Annotated in this window: 18 protein-coding genes; 9 read left to right on the forward strand and 9 right to left on the reverse strand. The window is 71.3% G+C overall.

Going from position 1 to position 19,050, the window contains the following annotated elements; translation table 11 throughout:
• Positions 1–17 precede the first annotated feature (17 nt).
• Positions 18–1,460, reverse strand: coding sequence for a hopanoid biosynthesis associated radical SAM protein HpnJ (gene hpnJ, locus EP26_RS16960; protein WP_211259460.1), 1,443 nt, complete (start codon positions 1,458–1,460; stop codon positions 18–20).
• A gap of 8 nt (positions 1,461–1,468) precedes the next feature.
• Entirely contained in the window at positions 1,469–2,602 is a 1,134-nt protein-coding gene (hpnI, locus tag EP26_RS16965; protein WP_043340241.1) for a bacteriohopanetetrol glucosamine biosynthesis glycosyltransferase HpnI, read from the reverse strand.
• Positions 2,603–2,679: 77 nt separating this feature from the next.
• Between hpnI and EP26_RS16970 the strand changes: the two genes are divergently transcribed.
• A complete protein-coding gene (locus EP26_RS16970; protein WP_052389300.1) occupies positions 2,680–3,468 on the forward strand; it encodes an MlaA family lipoprotein in 789 nt (262 codons plus the stop codon).
• Between the two features lie 2 nt (positions 3,469–3,470).
• Here the strand turns inward: EP26_RS16970 and EP26_RS16975 are convergent, their stop codons facing one another.
• Positions 3,471–5,081 (reverse strand): GMC family oxidoreductase, encoded by a 1,611-nt coding sequence (locus tag EP26_RS16975; protein WP_043340243.1) that lies wholly within the window; start codon positions 5,079–5,081, stop codon positions 3,471–3,473.
• Positions 5,081–6,031, reverse strand: coding sequence for a LysR family transcriptional regulator (locus EP26_RS16980; RefSeq protein ID WP_043340244.1), 951 nt, complete (start codon positions 6,029–6,031; stop codon positions 5,081–5,083). The genes EP26_RS16975 and EP26_RS16980 overlap by 1 nt, the downstream gene beginning before the upstream one ends.
• Positions 6,032–6,146: 115 nt before the next feature.
• Here EP26_RS16980 and EP26_RS16985 point away from each other — a divergent pair, with 115 nt between their 5' ends.
• Complete coding sequence (locus tag EP26_RS16985; RefSeq protein WP_043340245.1) at positions 6,147–6,575, forward strand: DoxX family protein; 429 nt, start codon at positions 6,147–6,149, stop codon at positions 6,573–6,575.
• 15 nt (positions 6,576–6,590) lie between these two features.
• On the opposite strand, the gene EP26_RS38160 is transcribed toward EP26_RS16985, so the two are convergent.
• Positions 6,591–9,032, reverse strand: coding sequence for a sensor histidine kinase (locus tag EP26_RS38160; protein ID WP_157033595.1), 2,442 nt, complete (start codon positions 9,030–9,032; stop codon positions 6,591–6,593).
• Between the two features lie 194 nt (positions 9,033–9,226).
• On the opposite strand from EP26_RS38160, the gene EP26_RS16995 reads away from it, so the two are divergent.
• Genes EP26_RS16995 through EP26_RS17005 form a run of 3 tightly spaced genes read left to right on the forward strand, consistent with a single transcriptional unit; the run spans position 9,227 to position 11,869 of the window.
• Positions 9,227–10,216: a Bug family tripartite tricarboxylate transporter substrate binding protein gene (locus EP26_RS16995; protein WP_043340247.1), complete on the forward strand. Its 990-nt coding sequence runs from the start codon at positions 9,227–9,229 to the stop codon at positions 10,214–10,216.
• Between the two features lie 4 nt (positions 10,217–10,220).
• On the forward strand, positions 10,221–11,555 hold the full coding sequence (locus EP26_RS17000; RefSeq protein ID WP_043340248.1) for an acyclic terpene utilization AtuA family protein: 1,335 nt from the start codon (positions 10,221–10,223) through the stop codon (positions 11,553–11,555).
• 2 nt (positions 11,556–11,557) lie between these two features.
• Positions 11,558–11,869, forward strand: coding sequence for an AtuA-related protein (locus EP26_RS17005; RefSeq protein WP_043340250.1), 312 nt, complete (start codon positions 11,558–11,560; stop codon positions 11,867–11,869).
• Here EP26_RS17005 and metX read toward each other — a convergent pair.
• Complete coding sequence (metX, locus tag EP26_RS17010; RefSeq protein ID WP_043340251.1) at positions 11,866–13,020, reverse strand: homoserine O-acetyltransferase MetX; 1,155 nt, start codon at positions 13,018–13,020, stop codon at positions 11,866–11,868. The genes EP26_RS17005 and metX overlap by 4 nt on opposite strands.
• A 99-nt stretch (positions 13,021–13,119) precedes the next feature.
• On the opposite strand from metX, the gene EP26_RS17015 reads away from it, so the two are divergent.
• From EP26_RS17015 to EP26_RS17030, 4 genes are read left to right on the forward strand one after another with little or no spacing between them, the layout of a single operon-like run.
• Positions 13,120–13,962, forward strand: coding sequence for a chorismate mutase (locus tag EP26_RS17015; protein WP_043340253.1), 843 nt, complete (start codon positions 13,120–13,122; stop codon positions 13,960–13,962).
• Positions 13,962–15,053, forward strand: a complete 1,092-nt coding sequence (gene hisC, locus EP26_RS17020) for a histidinol-phosphate transaminase (RefSeq protein WP_043340254.1) — start codon at positions 13,962–13,964, stop codon at positions 15,051–15,053. Before EP26_RS17015 ends, hisC begins: the two co-directional genes overlap by 1 nt.
• Positions 15,050–15,937, forward strand: coding sequence for a prephenate/arogenate dehydrogenase family protein (locus EP26_RS17025; protein WP_043340256.1), 888 nt, complete (start codon positions 15,050–15,052; stop codon positions 15,935–15,937). The genes hisC and EP26_RS17025 overlap by 4 nt, the downstream gene beginning before the upstream one ends.
• Before the next feature lie 32 nt (positions 15,938–15,969).
• Positions 15,970–16,455 (forward strand): DUF29 domain-containing protein, encoded by a 486-nt coding sequence (locus EP26_RS17030; protein WP_052389302.1) that lies wholly within the window; start codon positions 15,970–15,972, stop codon positions 16,453–16,455.
• On the opposite strand, the gene EP26_RS33275 is transcribed toward EP26_RS17030, so the two are convergent.
• Genes EP26_RS33275 through EP26_RS17040 form a run of 3 tightly spaced genes read right to left on the reverse strand, consistent with a single transcriptional unit; the run spans position 16,430 to position 18,979 of the window.
• Complete coding sequence (locus tag EP26_RS33275; RefSeq protein WP_084112615.1) at positions 16,430–16,543, reverse strand: DUF2474 family protein; 114 nt, start codon at positions 16,541–16,543, stop codon at positions 16,430–16,432. The two genes, EP26_RS17030 and EP26_RS33275, sit on opposite strands and share 26 nt — an antisense overlap.
• On the reverse strand, positions 16,524–17,552 hold the full coding sequence (gene cydB / locus EP26_RS17035; protein WP_043340257.1) for a cytochrome d ubiquinol oxidase subunit II: 1,029 nt from the start codon (positions 17,550–17,552) through the stop codon (positions 16,524–16,526). Before cydB ends, EP26_RS33275 begins: the two co-directional genes overlap by 20 nt.
• Positions 17,549–18,979 (reverse strand): cytochrome ubiquinol oxidase subunit I, encoded by a 1,431-nt coding sequence (locus EP26_RS17040; protein WP_043340259.1) that lies wholly within the window; start codon positions 18,977–18,979, stop codon positions 17,549–17,551. Before EP26_RS17040 ends, cydB begins: the two co-directional genes overlap by 4 nt.
• Between the last annotated feature and the right edge of the window lie 71 nt (positions 18,980–19,050).

Below are 19,050 nucleotides of genomic sequence, written 5' to 3' on the forward strand. Positions count from 1 at the left end.
GGCCCTGGGCGTTCCAGTCAGGCGGCCTGCTGCTCCCCCGCCGTCTTCCGCTCGCGCAGGAAGTGGAAGAACTCCACCCCCTCGCGCAGCCGCCGCACCAGCATCTGCCGGTCGCGGATCATCTCGCCGCAGATCGAGGCGATCTTCGGCGCCCGGAAATAGAACTTCCGGTAGAATTCCTCGACGCCGTTGAAGATCTCGGTATGGCTGAGATGCGGATAGGCCAGCGGCGCGATCTGCACGCCATGCGCATCGACGTATTCCGTATGCGCCGTGTCGAGCCAGCCCTCCTTCTGCGCCTGGTCGAACAGGAACGTCCCCGGATAAGGCGCCGCCAGCGAGACCTGCAGCGTGTGCGGGTTGGTCTCGATGGCGAACTGGATGGTCTCGCGGATGGTCTCCGTCGTCTCGCCCGGCAGGCCGAGGATGAAGGTGCCGTGGATCATGATGCCGAGCTCATGGCAATCCTTGGTGAACCGCTTGGCGACGTCGATCCGCATGCCCTTCTTGATGTTGTGCAGAATCTGCTGGTTGCCGCTCTCGTAGCCGACCAGCAGCAGGCGCAGCCCGCCATCCTTCAGCACCTTCAGCGTCTCGCGCGGCACATTGGCCTTGGCGTTGCAGGACCAGGTGACGCCGAGCTTGCCCATCTCGCGCGCGATCGCCTCGGCGCGGGGCAGGTCGTCGGTGAAGGTGTCGTCGTCGAAGAAGATCTCCTTCAGCCCCGGGAAATTGTCCCGGATATACCGGATCTCCTCGATGACGTTGCCGACGCTGCGCGTCCGGTAGCGATGCCCGCCCACCGTCTGCGGCCAGAGGCAGAAGGTGCAGCGGCTCTTGCAGCCCCGGCCCGTGTAGATCGAGACATAGGGGTGCTTCAGGTAGCCGATGAAGTACTTCTTGTAGTCGAGGTCGCGCTTGTAGATCGGCGAGACGAAGGGGAGGCTGTCCATGTCCTCCAGCACCGGCCGGTCGGCATTGTGGACCAGCACGCCCTGCCCGTTGCGCCAGGACAGGCCCTTGATCGAGCCCCAGTCGCGCCCCTCGGCGACTTCCTTCACGGTGAAGTCGAACTCGTTGCGAGCGACGAAATCTACCACCGGCGCATCGCGCAGGCTCTCCTCGGCCTGCACGGCCACCTTGGCGCCGATCAGCCCGACCTTGAGGTTCGGGTTCTCGGCCTTCAGCCGCTCCGCCACCTTCACGTCGGAGCTGAAGGAGGGCGTCGAGGTGTGCAGCACGACCATGTCGTGGTCGCGCGCCATCGGCGCCACGTCGGCCAGGCTCTGCCGGTGCGGCGGCGCATCGACCAGCTTCGAGCCCTCGACCAGCGCGGCCGGCTGGGCGAGCCAGGTCGGGAACCAGAAGCTCTTGATCTCGCGCCGCGCCTGGTAGCGCGAGCCGGCGCCGCCATCGAAACCGTCGAAAGAGGGAGCCTGGAGGAACAGGGTACGCATCATCGCCGGAATCAATCCCCAACCCGCGCCTCGGCCATGCGGCCTTCGCGGTCCATCCGATATCGCTGGCCCTGCCACGTCACCGTGCCGCGGGCAAGCCCAACCCCCCATATAGCGAAGGAGATCACGTCGCGCAGTGGCAGAAGTGCCAGCCGCGCCATGCGCCAGGGTCGCCCCAGCACCCCATCCACCGTGAGGGCCAGCCCAAGCCGCGCCGCCAGCGCCACCCCCAGCACCGCCAGCCCCCGCGGCGCCAGCAATGCGGCCAGCAGCCCCGGCACCAGCGGATAGGTCAGCCCCATCCCCCAATAGCCGCGTGGGTCGAGCAGCCGCAGCGTCCGCGCCCAGCGCAATTCGTGGCCGAAGAGGGCAGGGAGGCTCGCCTCTGCCTGGACATGCAAGGGCAGCACCGGCGCCACCACCACCCGCAGCCCGAGCCGCCGCACCGCCGCCCCAAGCGCATGGTCATCCGCCAGCAACCCGGCCAGCGCCCGGAAGCCGCCGATCCGCTCCAGCGTCTCCGCCCTGAGCGCCATGGTCGCTCCATAGCAGCCATTCGCCCGCCCCATCGCCTCGCCGAGCGCCGCATTCGGCAGGAACTGCCAGTCGATCCCGAGCGCCCCCAGCCGCGACCACAGCCCCGGCTCCGCCGGCGCCCCTTGGTAGAGGCAGGTGACGAGCCCGACCGAAGGGTCCGCCAGCGGCGCCGTCACCGCCGTCAGCCAATGCGGCGGCACCCGCATATCGGCATCGGCGACCACCAGCACCGGGTGCTCGGCCCGCTCGGCCAGGTTGACGAGCTGCGAGACCTTGCGGTTCGGCCCATGGATGCGCGGATCGACCACCAGCCGGGCCGGAACATCCGGCCGGTCCGCCATGGCCGCCTCCGCCACCGGCCCCGCCCCATCGGCATCCTGGGGCACGGCAAAAAGCACCTCGAAAGGCGCCGCATGCTCCTGGTCGAGCGTCGAAAGCAGGTTCTCCCGCAGCCCCGGCTCCGCCCCATGCAGCGGCTTCAGGATGCTGGCAGGCAGGGCCGGCCCCGCCGGCGGCGCAATGCGGCCGAGCCGGTGGACGGCACGCGCCCCCATCACCGCCGTCACCGCTCCAGCCAGCGCCGGGATAGCGAGGAGCAGATCAAGCACGCGCGGGGTGCCGCGATGCGGGGTGCCGCGCGCTCGCGCTTTGCGTTAGCGTCGCCTTCCCCCTGCCGGTTGGTCCGATGCGCCGAATAGCTCCCCTCCTCGTCCTGCTCCTCGCCGCCTGCGCCCAACAGGGGGACGGGCGGCAGGTCGTCGCCTCCAGCGGCCGCACCGCGACCGACATCACCGGCACGGCCCTGCCGGTGACGGTGACGGCGCCGACCGACCCGACCGACCCCTACGAGGCGACCAACCGCCGCGTCCTCGACTTCAACTTCGCCGTGGATGACGCGGCCATCCGCCCGGCCGCGGTCTTCTACCGCAATTCCGTCGGCGGCTGGACCCGCACCCGCATCCGCAACGTGCTGAGCAACCTGAACGAACCGGCCGTCGCCGCCAACAGCCTGTTGCAAGGCCGGCCGCTGGAATCGGCGCAGACCGTGCTGCGCTTCGTCTTCAACAGCACGGCCGGGCTCGGGGGCATGTTCGACCTCGCCCAGTTCGGCGGCCCGCCGCGGCTGGAGCGGGATTTCGGCCAGACCCTCTACACCTGGGGCCTGCCGGACGGGCCTTACCTGATGGTGCCCATCGTCGGCCCCTCCAACCCACGCGAGCTGACCGGCTCCGTCGTCAACGGCTTCATGAATCCGCTCAGCTACTTCATCCCGCTCGGCGCCAATCTCGGCCGCGGCGCGGTGGAAGGGCTCGACACCCGCGAGCAGAACATCGAGACGCTGGACGAGGTCCGCAACGGCTCGCTCGACGCCTATGCGCGCCTCCGCAGCCTCTGGCAGCAGCACCGCAACGCCGAGCTGGGCCGCACCACGACCAATTCGATCGAGGTCCTGGACGACCCCGGCGCCAACTGAGGCTACCGGATCAGGTCCGCCGCCTTCTCCGCGACGGACAGCACCGTCGCGTTGATGTTGCAGACCGGGATGTCCGGAAAGACCGAGGCATCCACCACCCGCAGCCCCTCGACGCCTCGCAGCCGCAGCGCCGCATCGAGCGGCGCGTCCGGGTCTGCCCCCATCCGCACCGTCCCACATGGGTGATAGACGGTGCCGCCCGTGGCGCGAGCGAAGTCGAGCAGGTCGGCATCGCTCTCCGCCACCGGCCCCGGCCGCGACTCGCCCGCGACGATGCCCGCCAGCGGCGCTGCCGCCATCCACCGTCGCGCCAGGCGCAGCCCGCGCAGCACGCAGGCCCGGTCGCCCTCCGTCGCCAGGTAGCGCGGGGCGATGCGCGGCGCCACGGCCGGATCGGGAGAGGCAAGGTTGACGCTACCCCGGCTCTCCGGCCGGCATTGCCAAACGCCGATCGTCATCCCCGGCGCGCTTTCGGGCGTGCCGATCGCCAGCCCCGGCCATCGCCCCTCGCCCGGCACCTCCGCCCAGGAGAGCGGCCCCCCGTTGATCTGAATGTCGGGCGCCTCCAGCCCCGCCGCCGTGCGGGCGAAGAGCGAGAACATCCCCGGCGACCAGGTCAGCACGCCCGTCCCGTTGAGTGCCCAGCGCATCGCCTCGACCGGCAGCCGCCAGCCATGGATGCGCCGGTTGGCCGACCAGCGATGTGAGGCCAGCCGGTAGCCGAGCCGGACGATGTAATGGTCCTGCAGATTGGCCCCGACCCCCGGCATGTCCCGCAGCACGGGGATGCCGAGACCCTGCAACGCCTCCCCAGGCCCCATCCCCGAGAGCATCAGCAACTGCGGCGAGCCGATCGCCCCGGCTGAAAGGATAACCTCCCGCCGCGCCTCCACCACCTGCTCCACCCCGCCCCGGCGGATGGCAACCCCCGTCGCCCTTCCTTCCTTGACGACGACCCGCAGCGCCATCGCCTCATCGATCACCGTCAGATTCGGCCTGCCGAGCGCCGGATGCAGATAGGCCCGCGCCGCCGAGATGCGCCGCCGCCCCCGCCTGGTCTGCTGAAATTCGGAAAAACCCTCCCGCACCGGCCCGTTCATGTCCGGCTGCACCGGCAGGCCGATGGCCCGCGCCGCCTCAGCCAGGTGGTCGAGCAGGGGAGGGCGGTCGGCCAGCGCCTCCACCCTCTGCGGCCCTTCGGTGCCCCGCCCCTCGCCCCCGCCCGCATAGGCCTCGTGCTTCTGAAAATAGGGCAGCAGGTCATCCCACCCCCAGCCCGTGCATCCCTTCTGCGCCCAGAGGTCGTAGTCCGACGGGTGCCCCCGCACATGCCCCAGCCCGTTGATCGAGGAGGAGCCGCCCCAGACCCGCCCGCGCGGATAGTCGAGGGCGCGGCTGGCGGTGCCCGGATCGGGCTCCGTCCGATACCCCCAGGTCAGGCGCGGATGCCCGAGGATGCGCGCATAGCCGGCGGGGATATGGATATAGGGGTGCCGGTCCCGCCCCCCGGCCTCGACCAGCGCGACGCTCGCCCGCCCGTCCTCGCTCAGCCGCGCCGCCAGCACGCACCCCGCGCTGCCGCCGCCGACGACGACATAGTCGAAGGGCCCCATCACTCCATCAGCTCCGGCCCGGTCTGCAACCCGCTCGGCGGCTCCACCCCCCGCGCCACCGCCAGCACCAGCCGCCGCATCCAGGCATGCCCCGCATCCGCCTCGAAGCGGCGATGGAAGAGCAGCGACAGCCGCGTATGCCGCGGCGCCACCGGCGGATCGCGCAGCGCCAGCCCATGCGTCTCCGCCAACCGCACCGCAAGGCGGGAGGAGAGCGTCATGATCATCTCCGTCCGCAGCAGGATGTCCGGCACCGCCGAGAGATGCGCGACCACCGCGCCGAGCCGCCGCTTGTGGCCGATCTCCGCCAGCATGTCGTCGATCGCCCCGCTGCGCGACCCGTTCGGCGAATGCAGCAGATGCGGCACGCTGGTGAAGCGCTCGACCGTCAGTTCCCCCTCGGCCAGCGGATGGTCCGCCCGCATCAGCGTGCAGAACCCCTCCGGCAGCAGCCGCAGCCGGGTGTAGAGCGCCGGCGGCTCCGGCAGCACGCCGACCGCCATGATGGCGACATCGCCCTCCAGCAGCGCCTCCCAATTCGTCCGGTCGGCATGGCTGATGGCGAGGAGCGCATGCGGCGCCTCCTCCGCCATGCGGGCGAGCAGCGGCGGCGCCAGCACGGCTTCGGCATACTCGCTGAAGGCCAGCGGAAAGATGCGCTCCGTCGTCGCCGGGTCGAAGGGCGCCTGGGCCGAGATCGCCTCGCCGATCCGGTCGAGCGCATCCGCCACCGGCCCGGCCAGGCTGAGGGCGAGCGCCGTCGGCTCCACCCCGCCCGGACGGCGGAGGAACAGCTCATCCCCCAGCGCATGCCGCAGCCGCGCCAACGCATTGGAGACCGCCGGCTGGGAGAGGTTCAGCCGCTCCGCCGCGCGGGTGACGTGCCGCTCGCGCGCGACGGCATCGAAGACGCGCAGCAGGTTGAGGTCCAGGCTGCCGAGACCGGCCATTCACGCCCCGTATCATTCACCGGCGTGATGATGGACGTTCCATCCCTGCGTTGGAAGCAGGGGCGGCGGCGCGGCACCTTCCCGGCATCGCACATCCCTTTTTGGAGACAGACCGATGCCCGAAACCTCCGCCACAACCCCCTATGCCACCGCCCTGCTGCGCATCGCCCAGGGCGTCATGTTCCTCGCCCATGGCGCCGTGCTGAAGCTCGGCACCTTCGGCCTCGCGGGGACGATGGGCTACTTCGCCAGCATCGGCTACCCGGCCGCGCTCGGCGCCGTCGTCATCGCCGCCGAGATCCTGGGCGGCCTGGCGCTGATCGCCGGCCTCGCCACCCGCTGGGTGAGCCTCGCCCTCGTGCCGCTCATGCTCGGCGCGATGCTGCAGCACACCGGCAATGGCTGGGTGTTCAGCGCCCCCGGCGGCGGCTGGGAGTACCCGGCCTTCTGGACGGTGACGCTGCTGGTCCAGGCCGGGCTCGGCGCCGGCGCCTGGGCGCTGGACGGCGCCCGCCTCGCCGCCCGGCGCCCCGCCATTGCCTGACCCGCGCGGCGGTCCTCAGCCGGGGACCGCCGCCTCCTGCGGCAGCAGGCGGGCCTGCCGTTCCGCGATGGCCCGGGACAGCGGCGCCCGCAGCCGGCAGGCCAGGCCGTCCGGGCGCCAGTCCAGGGCGACCTCGCCGCCGAGCTGCTGCAGCGTCGATGCAAGCACGCGCGAACCGAAGCCGCGCCGCATCGGCGAGCCCGGCACCGGCGGGCCGCCCGTCTCGGTCCAGTCCAGCAGCAGCATCCCCGCCGCCTCGTCCGCCGTCCAGGCGACCGTCACCAGCCCACCCGGCACCGACAGCGCGCCATACTTGGTCGCATTGGTGGCAAGCTCGTGCAGCGCCATGGCGAGCGGCTGCGCGGCCTCGGTGGCGACCAGCAGGGGCGGCCCGTCCAGCTGCGCCCGGGGCTGCGCGCCACCCTCATCGTTGCCGACGAAGCCCGCGAGTTCCCCCTCGATCAGCGTGCGCAGCTGCGCACCGCTCCACTTCCCCTCGGCGAGCAACGTCTGCGCGCGGGCCAGCGCGCCGACGCGGCCCTCGATCACCTTGGCGAAGGTCCGTGCTTCGGTCTTCGGCGTCAGCCGCAGCGCCGCCTGCACCACCGCGAGCGCGTTCTTCGCCCGGTGGTCCACCTCGCGCGCCAGCAGCGTCTGGCGCTCCTCCGCCAGCCTTCGCTCGGTGATGTCCTGCATCGTGGCGATCATCGTCGCCCCCCGCAGCGGCGCACGGGGCAGCAGCACCGCGGAAAGGATCACCCAGCGCAGGCCGCCATCCTTGTGCAGCAGCCGGCTCTCCGTGCGGTAGGGCTGCCCTTCGGCCATCGCCTCGCGGAACTCCGCCTCCTTGGCGGCGCGGTCCGCCGGGTGCATGATATCGAGGTAGGTCATTCCCCCGAGCAGCTCGGCCTCCTCGTATCCCACGATCTCGCAGAGGGAGCGGTTGACCCGGAGGAAGCGCAGCGTGGCCAGCTCCGCCTGCGCCTTGCCGACCACTGAATTCTCGAAGATGGCGCGGAACTCCGCCTCGCTGGCCGCGAGCGCGGCCTCGACGCATTTGGCTTCGGTCACGTCGATATTGACCCCGACGAAGCGCGCAGTGCCTTGGCCGCCACCCGCCGACCAGCGCCCATGCGCACGAATCCACCGCTCCTCGCCCGTATCCGCCCGGAGGATGCGGAACTCGTCGTCATAGGCAGCCCCCGAGGTGATCGCGGCATGCACCGTCGCCTCGACACGCGCCCGGTCGTCGGGATGGATGCGGGCGAGCCAGGCATCCCAGCCGAAGCCGTGCGGCGCCGCCTCGGCCGGCATGCCGTAGAGCCGGACCTGCGACACGCTCACCACCGCTCGCCCGGCGGTCAGGTCCACCACCTCCCAGGTGCCGATGCGGCCCGCCTCCTGGGCCAGGCGCAGCCTTTCCTCGCCGGATGCCAGCGACACGGCGACCTGGTCGAGCTCGCAGATCGTCGTCGGGCCCACCGCGCGCGCGGCGCCCACCTCGGCGGCGGCGCGGCCGAGCGCCCGGATCGGGCGGGCAAGGCGGCGGACATAGAGCAGCGCCGCCGCCACCGACGCCCCGACCGCCAGCAGCCCCACCAGGCCGAGCCAGAGCGCCGATCGCCGCAGCGGCGCGTCGAGCGCCTCTTCCGGTACGCCGAGGGCCACGCGCCATCCCCAGGCCGGCAGCCGGACATAGGCGCCCCAGACCGGCACCCCGGCGACGTTCAGGCTGCGGACACTGCCCTCGTCCTCAGTCGCGTTCTCGCGGAGCGAGGCACTGGCCAAGTTTCCGACGTAGCGGTCATGGTCCGGCATGCGCGCGACGATCCGGTCGCGGCGGTCGAGGATGGAAACCCCCCAGCCGGGCGGCAGCCGGTGCGCCTCCAGCAGCGACGCCATGTGCCGCGCCCGGACCGCGATGTTCAGGGCGAACACCACCTCGCCCTCGCGGAAGACCGGCGCGTCGAGCAGCACATAGGGCTGGCGGTCCGTGGTGCCGGTGTAGAGGTCGGAGACGCAATTGGCCCGTGTCCGGAACACGCAGGCATCCGCCTCCAGGACGGCCGGGGCGGTGCTGACCGGCAGGGGCGTTCCAAAGGGGAAGAGGGTGTTGATCAGCTGCTGTCCCGACCGGTCCCGCAGCACGATCGCCCCGCCCGCCGGCACCACCCGCGCCGCCTGCTCGTGGAACCGACGGAGGTCGCCGTCCTGCAGCGCCGGCGAGGTCGCCAGGGCGTGCAGGATGCCGCCGAAGCCGGCCAGCTCTCGGTCCAGCTCGAGGGCCAGGTTGCGCGCGACGAGCATCGTCTGCTGCTGGTTCTCGCGCCGGGCCTGCTGCACCGAGGTCCAGGCAACGAGTCCGAGCAGGCACCACAACGGAACGACGATCGAGAGCGCGAAGGTGACGAGATGCACCCAGACAGGGTGCGCGCGCGGGAGGGCGGAGTGTATCACCGGGCCTATTCTATCCGCCAATGATTGCCGGATTTTGTTTTATCCCGAAGAACCCTTGCCGCGTCGAGATCGATCTCGGCCCCTCGGCACGGTTTTGACCGAACCGTTATCGAATTGAAACTGGCCCGCGCCGGGCATTGCCCGGTGCGGCCGGACAGGCTTACCTCCGCCCGCACGAGAACGGAGGACCTGCCTTGCAACCCCTGCCGCGCCGCCGCCTGTTCCTCGCCGGTGCCGGGCTGCTCGCCGCCCCCGCCCTGATCCGCCCCGCCGCCGCCCAGGCGGGCTGGCCGGACCGGCCGATCCGTGTCGTCGTGCCCTTCGCCCCGGGCACCAGCACCGACATCATGACCCGGCTGGTCACGCCGCGCATGGGCCAGGAATTGGGCCAGAGCCTTGTCGTCGAGAACCGGGCGAGCGCCGGCGGCATCGTCGGCTCCGACGCCATCGCCAAGTCGGCGCCGGACGGCTACAGCCTCTGCATGGGCAGCATCGCCTCGCATTCGGTGAATGCCTCGCTGATGCCGCGCCTGCCCTATGACGTGCTGCGCGACTTTACCCCGATCTCGCTGGTGACCACCGCGCCGAACCTGCTCGTCGTCGGCAACCACGTCCCGGCCAGCAACCTCCAGGAGTTCCTCGCCTGGACGAAAACCCAACGCGGCGGCGCCTCCTACGCCTCGGCCGGCAACGGCACCTCCTCCCACCTCGCCGGCGAGCTGCTGAAGCTGAAGACCGGCGCGGCGCTGGAGCATGTCCCCTACCGCAACGCCCCGCAGGCGCTGAGCGACATCATGGCCGGTCAGGTGGCGATGACCATCTACCAGGTGACGGCGGTGCTGCCGCTGGTGCGCGACGGGCGGCTGAAGGCTCTCGCCACCACCTCCAACCGCCGCCTGCCCTGGACGCCGGAGGTGCCGACGGTGGAGGAGCAGGGCGTCGCCCCCTTCGACGTCGCCGCCTGGCATGGCCTCTTCGCCCCCGCCCGCCTGCCGGCGCCGGTGACGGAGCGCATCCATGCCGCCCTCGCCACGGCGCTCGGTGATGCCGAGCTGCGGCCGCGCCTCATCGAGCAGGGGCTGGAGCCCGTCGGCATGCCGCCCGCCGAATTCCGCCCCTGGCTGGAGGCCGACATCGCCAAGTGGCGAGAGGTGGTGCAGACCGCCCAGATCAAGCCGGACTGAGGCCATGACGCGCAGCATCCGCATCGGTGCCGGGGCCGGCTTCTCCGGCGACCGCATCGACCCCGCCGTGGAACTGGCCGAGCAGGGCGGCCTCCACTACCTCGTCTTCGAATGCCTGGCGGAGCGCACCATCGCCCTCGCCCAGCTCGCCCGACAGCGCGACCCGGAGGCGGGCTACGACAAGCTCCTCGCCGCCCGGATGCAGGCCGTACTGCCCGCCTGCCGCCGCCAGGGCATCCGCATCGTCACCAACATGGGCGCCGCCAACCCGCTCGCCGCCGCCCGCAAGGTGGCCGAGGTGGCGCGCGGCCTCGGCCTCGCCGGCCTCAAGGTCGCGGCGCTCACCGGCGACGACGTGGCCGATGCCCTCCGCGGCACCGAGACTCCGCTCGATGAGGGCGGCACCGTGGCCGGCCTCGGCAACCGGCTGGTCTCGGCCAATGCCTATCTCGGCGCCGCCCCGATCGCCGAGGCGCTAGCCGGCGGCGCCGAGGTCGTCGTCACTGGCCGCGTCGCCGACCCCGCCATGTTCCTCGCCCCGATGATCCGGGAGTTCGGCTGGTCGCTGGAGGACTGGCCCCGCCTCGGCCGCGGCACGGTGGTGGGCCATCTGCTGGAATGCGCCGGCCAGGTGACCGGCGGCTACTTCGCCGACCCAGGCTTCAAGGACGTACCCGACCTCGCCCGCCTCGGCTTCCCGTTGGCCGAGGTGACGGAAGACGGCGACGCGCTCCTCACCAAGGTCCCCGGCAGCGGCGGCCGCGTGACGCCCGCCACCTGCAAGGAGCAGCTGCTCTACGAGGTGCACGACCCCGCCCGCTACCTGCAACCCGACGTGGCCGCCGACTTCACCGGCGTCCGCCTGGACCCGGCCGGCGAGGACGCCGTCCGCATCACCGGCGGCACCGGCACCGCGCGGACGGGGATGCTGAAGGTCTCCGTCGGCTGCCATGAGGGCTGGTTCGGCGAGGGCCAGATCTCCTATGCCGGCCCGGGCGCGCTGGCCCGCGGCGAGCTGGCCCGGGCGGTGGTGCGCGAGCGCCTCCGCCTGATCGGCCTGGAGGCCGAGGACCTCCGCCTCGACCTCATCGGCCTCGACGCCATCATCGGCGCCGGCTCCGCGCCCGCCGAGCCCCGCGAGGTCCGCCTCCGCGTCATCGGCCGCTGCGCCAGCGCCGCGGCGGCCGAGCGCATCGGCCATGAGGTCGACAGCCTCTACCTCAACGGCCCCGCCAGCGGCGGCGGCGTGACGACCTCGGTCCGCGAGGTCATCGGCATGCGCTCCTGCCTGGTGCCTGCCGCCATGGCCCGCCCCGCGCTCCATTGGCTGGAGGCCTGACGATGCTGCTCCGCGACCTCGCCCATGCCCGCGCCGGCGACAAGGGCGACACCTCCTCCATCGGCGTCATCGCCTACCGCGCCGAGGACTATGCCCGCCTCGAGCGCCTGCTGACGCCGGAGCGCGTCCGCGCTCATTTCAGCGGCATCGTCCATGGCGAGGTCCGGCGCTATGCCCTGCCCGGAATCGGCGCCCTGAATTTCGTGATGGAGGGCGCGTTGGGCGGTGGCGTCACCCGCTCCCTCGCCCTCGACGCCCATGGCAAGTGCCTGGCCTCGGCGATGCTGGAGATCGAGCTGCCGGACGAGGCCTAGACGCCGAGCCGATCCGCACACCCCGCCAGGAACCCGCCCAGCGCCCGGTGAAAGTCCGGCTCCTCCAGCAGGAAGGCGTCGTGCCCCTTGTCGGAGGCGATCTCGACGAAGCTGACATTCGCCGCCGCCGCGTTCAGCGCCCGGACGATGGCGCGGCTCTCGGTGGTCGGGAACAGCCAGTCCGAGGAGAAGGAGGCGACGAAGAACCGCGTCCGCGTCCCCCGGAAGGCCGCCGACAAATCCCCGCCATGCTCCGCCGCCATGTCGAAGTAGTCCATCGCCCGGGTGATGGTCAGGTAGCTGTTGGCGTCGAAGCGGCGGACGAAGGTGCTGCCCTGGTGCCGCAGGTAGCTCTCCACCTCGAACACATCCTCGAGGAAGGTGAGCGCGCTCGCCCCCCGCAGCCGGCGCCCGAATTTCCGCGTCAACGCCTGCTCGGAAAGGTAGGTGATATGCGCCACCATCCGCGCGACGGAGAGGCCCTTGGCAGGCACCAGCCCCTCCTCCCAGTACCGCCCGCCGCGCCAGTCCGGGTCGGCATGCACCGCCGTCCGCCCGACCTCGTGGAAGGCGATGTTCTGCGCGCTATGATAGGCGGCCGTGGCGATCGGCGCCGCCGCATAGACCGCATCGGGGAAGGTCGCCGCCCATTCCAGCACCTGCATCCCGCCCATCGAGCCGCCGACCACCGCCAGCAGCCGCTCGATCCCTAAGTGGTCCGTCAGCTTCTTCTGCGCCCGCACCATGTCGCGGATGGTGACATTGGGGAAATCCGTCCCCCAGGGCCGCCCCATCGGCCGCCCCTCCGCATCCGTCATCTCGTCGCGCGGCCCGGTCGAGCCCATGCAGCCGCCGAGCACATTGGCGCAGATGAGGAAGTAGCGGTCGGTATCGAGCGGCCGCCCCGGCCCGACGATGGTCTGCCACCAGCCCGGCTTCCCCGTCAGCGGCTGCGGCTCCGCCAGGTACTGGTCGCCGGTCAGCGCATGGCAGACGAGGATGGCATTGCTCCGCGCCGCGTTCAGCCGCCCGTAGGTCCGGTAGGCGACGGCGAGCGGCGCGATCGCCATGCCGCAATCCAGCGCCAGCCCCTCGGGGAAGAGGGCGCGCTGGTGGTCGACCTGCGGGAAGGGGGCGACGTGTGTTGACATGGCAAGCGAGGAATAGGCCCCCCGGCCCGGGTCTTCAACGGCTGGCCTTGGCGGGGCGCCACCACGCGTCTAAAGCTGCCGGGCAAAGACGCCCGGACCATGACCCCCGACACCACCCTCGACCCCGCCGCGCCCAACCCGCTCGCCGCCGCCCGCGCGGAGATCGATGCGCTGGACGACGCGCTGCACGATCTGGTGATGCGCCGGGCGGAGGTCGTCGCCCGCCTCGCTGCCAGCCGCGCCAAGGCCGGCAGCCCGAGCCCGCTCCGCCCCGGCCGAGAGGCGATGATCCTCCGCCGCCTGCTCGCCCGCCACCACGGCGCCCTGCCACCCGAGGCGCTGGTCCGGCTCTGGCGCGAGATTCTCGCCGCCTCCTCCGCCCAGCAGGGCGGCTTCACCGTCGCGGTCTATGCCCGCACCCCGGAATTCGGCCGCGTCGCGCGCGAGCATTTCGGCAGCCTGACGCCGCTCCGCACCCTGCCGACCGCGACCCGCGCGCTGGCCGCCGTCGCCGCCGGCGAGGCCCAGGTCGCCGTCCTCCCCCTGCCGGAGGAAGCCGAGGCGCCCGAGGAGGCCTGGTGGACCAGCCTCGACAGCCCCCGCCTCCAGGTCATCGCCCGGCTGCCCTTCTACAGCGCGGAGCCGCGGCCCGAGGCCCTGGCCCTCGCCCCCGGCGCGCCGGACCCGAGCGGCGCCGACCGCTCCCTCCTGCGCATCGAGGCGATGGCGGATCGCAGCCGCGCCCAGCTCGCCACCGCGCTGGCCTCCGCCGGCCTCGCCCCCTGCATGATGCAGCTTCGCCGCGACGGCGGCGTGCTGCGCGCCCTGGTCGAGGTCGATGGCGTGCTCGAGGCGGGCGACCCCCGCCTCGCCGCCCTGCCCGTCGACCGTGCCCTGCCGCTGGGTTTCTACGCGGTGCCCGAGAGAGGAGACATCGGCTGATGCCCACCCTGCTGCCCCGCCCCTCCATCCTCTCGATTGAGCCCTATGTCGGCGGCGAGTCGAAGATTCCGGGCGTCAACCGCATCATCAAGCTCTCCTCCAACGAGGGCGCCTTCGGCGTCCCCCCCGGCGCCCAGGCCGCTTATGCGAAGCTGGCGACGGAACTGCACCGCTACCCCGACGGCGGCAGCACCGCCCTCCGCCAGGCCATCGCCGCCCGCTACGGCCTGGACGTGGAGAAGATCGTCTGCGGCAACGGCTCCGACGAGCTGATCGGCCACATCATCATGGCCTATGGCGGCGAAGGCACGGAGCTCGTGATGAGCGCCCATGGCTTCGTCATGTACGACATCGCCGGCCGCTATGCCGGCTGCCGCATCATCAAGGTGCCGGAGCGGAACCTGACCGCCGATGTCGATGCGTTGCTCGCCGCGGTCGGGCCCCGCACCCGTCTGATGTTCCTCGCCAACCCGAACAACCCGACCGGCTCCATCCTGCCGCAATCCGAGATCGAGCGCCTGCGCGCCGGCCTCCGCGAGGACGTGCTGCTCGTCCTCGACAGCGCCTATGCCGAATACGTCACCCGCCCCGACTACGACCCGGGCGTGGCGCTGGTCGAGGCCGGCACCAACACCATCATGACGCGGACCTTCAGCAAGGTCTTCGGCCTCGGCGGCGTGCGCCTCGGCTGGACCTATGCGCCGCCACACATCACCGACGTGCTGAACCGCGTCCGCGGCCCCTTCAACGTCAACGCCCCCGCCATGGCCGCCGGCATCGCGGCGCTGGCTGAGCCCGGCTGGGTCGAGAAGTCCGTCGCCCACAACAGCGAATGGCGGTCGAAGCTCTCCGACGGCCTCCGCGCCGCCGGCATCACCGTCCACCCGAGCGAGGGCAATTTCATCCTCGCCGATTTCGGCACCACTGAGCGCGCCAAGGGCGCCGACGCGGCGCTGAAGTCCCGCGGCCTCATCGTCCGCGCCATGGCCAGCTACAGCCTGCCGCAATGCCTGCGCATCACCATCGGCACCGCGGAGGAGTGCGGCATGGTGCTCGACGCGCTGACGGGCTTCATGCACGGCACCACATGAGCGAGCCCCTGTTCCGGCGCCTCTGCCTCATCGGCGCCGGCCTCATCGGCAGCTCCATCGCCCAGCTGGCGCGGGAGCGGGGCGACATCGCGGAGACGATCGTCGCCCATACCCGCAAGCCGGAGACGCTGGCTCGCATCCGCGAGCTCGGCTTCGCCGATGTGGTCGAGGAGGACGCCGCCCGCGCCGTCGCGGGTGCGGATTGCGTCATTCTCTGCGTCCCCGTCGGCGCCTATGCTGGGGTGATGGCGCAGATCGCGCCGCATCTCTCGCTCGGCTGCATCCTCACCGATGTCGGCAGCACCAAGGGCAGCGTCATCCGCGACCTCGCGCCTCTCCTGCCGCCGGGCGTCCACTTGGTCCCCGCCCACCCCATGGCCGGCACCGAGCATTCCGGCCCCGATGCCGGCTTCGCAACGCTCTTCGAGGGCCGCTACGTCATCCTCACCCCGCTGCCGGGCGGCGACCGCGCCGCGCAGGAGCGGGTGGCCGAGCTCTGGCGCCGCGCCGGCTCCACCGTCGAGAGCATGGACGCCGCGACCCATGACAAGGTCGTCGCCATCGTCTCCCACCTGCCGCACCTCATCGCCTTCACCATCTGCGGCACCGCCGATGACCTGGCCGAAGAGACGCGCGAGGCCGTGCTGAAATTCGCCGCCTCCGGCTTCCGCGACTTCACCCGCATCGCCGCCAGCGACATCGACATGTGGCGCGACATCTTCCTCAACAACCGCGACGCGCTCCTGGAGATGCTCGCCCGCTTCACCGAGGACAGCCACGCCCTGGCCCGCGCCGTCCGCTGGGGCGAGGCGGATTTCATCGAGGACCGCATCCGGCGGGGGCGCCGCATCCGGCGGGGGCTGATCGAGCGGAAGCAAGCGTAGCGCCCAGCCTCGCCGCGCCCTATCTTCTGCCCATGGACGGGCTCTACGACCGCGACATTCTGCTCTGGTCCGAGCAGCAGGCCGATCTGCTCCGCCGCCTCGCCGCCGGCGAGCGGGTGAATGACGCCGTCGACTGGACCAACCTGATCGACGAGGTCGAAAGCGTGGGGCGGAGCGAACTCAACGCGACCGAGAGCTTGATCGAGGTCGCGCTGCGCCACCTCCTGCTGGCCCATGCCTCACCCCAGCCGGAGCCGGTGCAGCACTGGCTGGCCGAAGCCCAGGCGGCCCTGGACAGCGCGCGGGACCGTTTTTCGCCCAGTATGGCGCAACGGCTTCGCCTGACCGAGAAATGGCGCCGGGCGCACCGCTTCGCCGAACGTAAGCTCCAGGCGATGGGCGGCCCGTCGCGCCCGCTGCCCCCCGCCTGCCCCTATACCCTCGCCGAACTCCTCGCCCCCGAGGCCGATATTGACGCCCTTCTGGCCCGGCTCACAGCGCCTTCATCAGCGTCCTGAGCACCATGGCGACGGCCCCCACCGTCACCACCCCCGCCGCCCAGAGCCCGAGGAACCACAGCCAGCGGCTAATGGTACCCCTCGCCATGCTTCACCTTCCCCCGGAACAACCAATAGACGTAGCCGGTATAGGCCAGGATGATTGGGATCAGCACCGCCGCCCCGACCAGCAGGAAGAGCTGCGAATCCCGCGGCGCCGCCGCATCCCAGATCGTCAGCTCCGGCGGCACGATCATCGGCCACATGGAGATGCCGAGCCCCGTATAGGCGAGGAAGAATAGCCCGAGCGCACAGAGGAAGGGCAGCCCGTCCCGCCACGGATGCCCATTCGTCTCCCTCAGCGCCTTGAACATCCGCCACCCGAGGAACACCACCAGCACCGGCACCGGCAGCGCCGTCAGGATCGCCGGGAAGGCGAACCACCGCTCCCGGAACTCCGGCAGCAGGAAGGGCATGATCGCACTCACCAGCGCGATGAGCAGCAGCGTCAGCACGCCGAGCCCGCGCGCCAGCCCGCGCGCCTGGTCCTGCAACTCGCCCTCGGTCTTCCATACCAGCCAGCAGGCGCCGAGCAGCCCGTAGCCCACCACCAGCGCGACGGCGGTGAGGCAGGAGAAGGGCGTCAACCAGTCCCACCAGCCGCCGGCATAAGCCCGCTCCTCCACCTCGATCCCCTGGACGAAGGCGCCGAGCGCCACCCCCTGGCACAGCGTCGCCGCGTAGCTCCCCCAGGAGAAGGCCCGGTCCCAGGCGAGCCGCTGCCCCTCCGTCGCCGCGCGGAAGCGCATCTCGAAGGAGACGCCGCGGAAGATCAGCGCCAGCAGCATCAGGATGATGGGCATGTACAGCGCCGGCATGATCGTCGCATAGGCCAGCGGGAAGACGGCGAAGAGCCCCGCACCCCCCATCACCAGCCAGGTCTCGTTCCCGTCCCAGACCGGAGCGATGGTGTTGACCGAGACATCGCGATCCTCCTGCCCCCTGATCCAGGGGAAGAGGATGCCGACGCCGAGGTCGAACCCGTCCATGCAGACATAGAGAAAGACGGCGGTGGCGATCAGGAAGGCCCAGATCGTGGCGATCGTCTCGGCGGTCATTCGGCGGGCTCCGGGTGCCGCGCCGGCGGCCGCTGTGCCGAGGGCGCGGGCGTGATGCCAGCGGTGCGGATCGGCTGGTCGTTCCGCGGCCCTTCCTCCTGCGGCAGCGGCGGCTTGCCGACGAGGCGGAACAGGTACCACATGCCCGCGCCGAAGACGCAGAAGTAGACGATGACGAAGGCCGCCAGCGAGGCCGCGACCGCCGGCGCCGCGATCGGGCTCACGCTCTCTGCCGTCCGCATCAGCCCATAGACGGTGAAGGGTTGCCGCCCCGCCTCCGTGGTGATCCAGCCGAAGGTGACGGCGATGAGGCCGGCCGGCGCCATCGCCACCGCCCATCGCTGGAACCAGGGCGTGTCGTAGAGCCTCCCCCGCCACCGCAGCCAGAGCGAGACCGCGCCGAGCGCGATCATCAGGCAGCCGATGCCGACCATGATGCGGAAGGACCAGAAGACCAGCGGCACATTGGTCGGCCGCTGGTCGGGCGGGAAGTCCTTCAGCCCGCGGATTTCGCCATCCAGGCTATGCCGCAGGATCAGGCTGCCGAGATAAGGGACCTCGACCCGCATCCGCGTCTCCTCCCGCTCCATGTCCGGCATGCCGAACAGGATGAGCGGCGCGCCGCGCTGCGTCTCCCAGTGCCCCTCCATGGCGGCCACCTTCTGTGGCTGGTGCTCCAACGCCACCAGCCCCTGCATGTCGCCGAATACGGCCTGCATGGGCGAGACGCAGGCCGCCATCCACATCGCCATGGAGAACATCAGCCGCGCCCGCTCATTCCGCCTGTCGCGGAGGATGTGGAAAGCCCCCACCGCGCCGACGATCATCGCTGTCGTCAGGTAAGCCCCGGTGATGGTGTGCAGGTAGCGGAAGGGAAAGGACGGGTTGAAGACGATCGCCCACCAGTCCGCCGGCAGGAAGCGCCCATCCGGCCCGATCGTGTAGCCGGCCGGCGTGTGCATCCAGGAATTGGCCGAGAGGATCCAGAAGCCCGAGATCAGCGTCCCGATGGCAACCAGGCTCGTCGCCGCGAAATGCAGCCCTTTCCCCACGCGCCCCAGCCCGAACAGCATCACCCCGAGGAACCCCGCCTCAAGGAAGAAGGCCGTCAGCACCTCATAGCCCATCAGCGGCCCGAGGATCGGCCCGGTGCGGTCGGCGAAGACCGACCAATTGGTGCCGAACTGGTAGGACAGCACGATGCCGGAGACGACGCCCATGGCGAAGTTCACCGCGAAGACCTTCAGCCAATAGCGGAACAGGTCGAGATAGGCCGCCCGCCCGGTCCAGAGCCACAGCCCCTCCAGCACCGCGAGATAGCTGGCGAGCCCGATGGTGAAGGCCGGAAACAGGAAGTGGAAGGTGACCGTGAAAGCGAACTGGATGCGCGCCAGCAGCAGCGCATCGGGGAGGGCGTCCCATAGCATCGGCCGAGTCCTTATCCGGTCCTCGGTCAGGGAAGTCCCGGCCGCGAAGACCGTCGCAGCGCCATGTTGCG

Origin of the sequence: Belnapia moabensis DSM 16746 (assembly GCF_000745835.1) — a bacterium.
Lineage (GTDB): Bacteria > Pseudomonadota > Alphaproteobacteria > Acetobacterales > Acetobacteraceae > Belnapia > Belnapia moabensis.

Excerpts from the sequence above, each read along its gene's own strand:
- hpnJ (WP_211259460.1), bottom strand. The coding sequence starts at position 1,460 with ATGATGCGTACCCTGTTCCTCCAGGCTCCCTCTTTCGACGGTTTCGAT.
- EP26_RS16970 (WP_052389300.1), top strand. The coding sequence starts at position 2,680 with ATGCGCCGAATAGCTCCCCTCCTCGTCCTGCTCCTCGCCGCCTGCGCC.
- EP26_RS16975 (WP_043340243.1), bottom strand. The coding sequence starts at position 5,081 with ATGGGGCCCTTCGACTATGTCGTCGTCGGCGGCGGCAGCGCGGGGTGC.
- EP26_RS16980 (WP_043340244.1), bottom strand. The coding sequence starts at position 6,031 with ATGGCCGGTCTCGGCAGCCTGGACCTCAACCTGCTGCGCGTCTTCGAT.
- EP26_RS16985 (WP_043340245.1), top strand. The coding sequence starts at position 6,147 with ATGCCCGAAACCTCCGCCACAACCCCCTATGCCACCGCCCTGCTGCGC.
- EP26_RS17000 (WP_043340248.1), top strand. The coding sequence starts at position 10,221 with ATGACGCGCAGCATCCGCATCGGTGCCGGGGCCGGCTTCTCCGGCGAC.
- EP26_RS17005 (WP_043340250.1), top strand. The coding sequence starts at position 11,558 with ATGCTGCTCCGCGACCTCGCCCATGCCCGCGCCGGCGACAAGGGCGAC.
- metX (WP_043340251.1), bottom strand. The coding sequence starts at position 13,020 with ATGTCAACACACGTCGCCCCCTTCCCGCAGGTCGACCACCAGCGCGCC.
- EP26_RS17015 (WP_043340253.1), top strand. The coding sequence starts at position 13,120 with ATGACCCCCGACACCACCCTCGACCCCGCCGCGCCCAACCCGCTCGCC.
- hisC (WP_043340254.1), top strand. The coding sequence starts at position 13,962 with ATGCCCACCCTGCTGCCCCGCCCCTCCATCCTCTCGATTGAGCCCTAT.
- EP26_RS17025 (WP_043340256.1), top strand. The coding sequence starts at position 15,050 with ATGAGCGAGCCCCTGTTCCGGCGCCTCTGCCTCATCGGCGCCGGCCTC.
- EP26_RS17030 (WP_052389302.1), top strand. The coding sequence starts at position 15,970 with ATGGACGGGCTCTACGACCGCGACATTCTGCTCTGGTCCGAGCAGCAG.
- EP26_RS33275 (WP_084112615.1), bottom strand. The coding sequence starts at position 16,543 with ATGGCGAGGGGTACCATTAGCCGCTGGCTGTGGTTCCTCGGGCTCTGG.
- cydB (WP_043340257.1), bottom strand. The coding sequence starts at position 17,552 with ATGACCGCCGAGACGATCGCCACGATCTGGGCCTTCCTGATCGCCACC.
- EP26_RS17040 (WP_043340259.1), bottom strand. The coding sequence starts at position 18,979 with ATGCTATGGGACGCCCTCCCCGATGCGCTGCTGCTGGCGCGCATCCAG.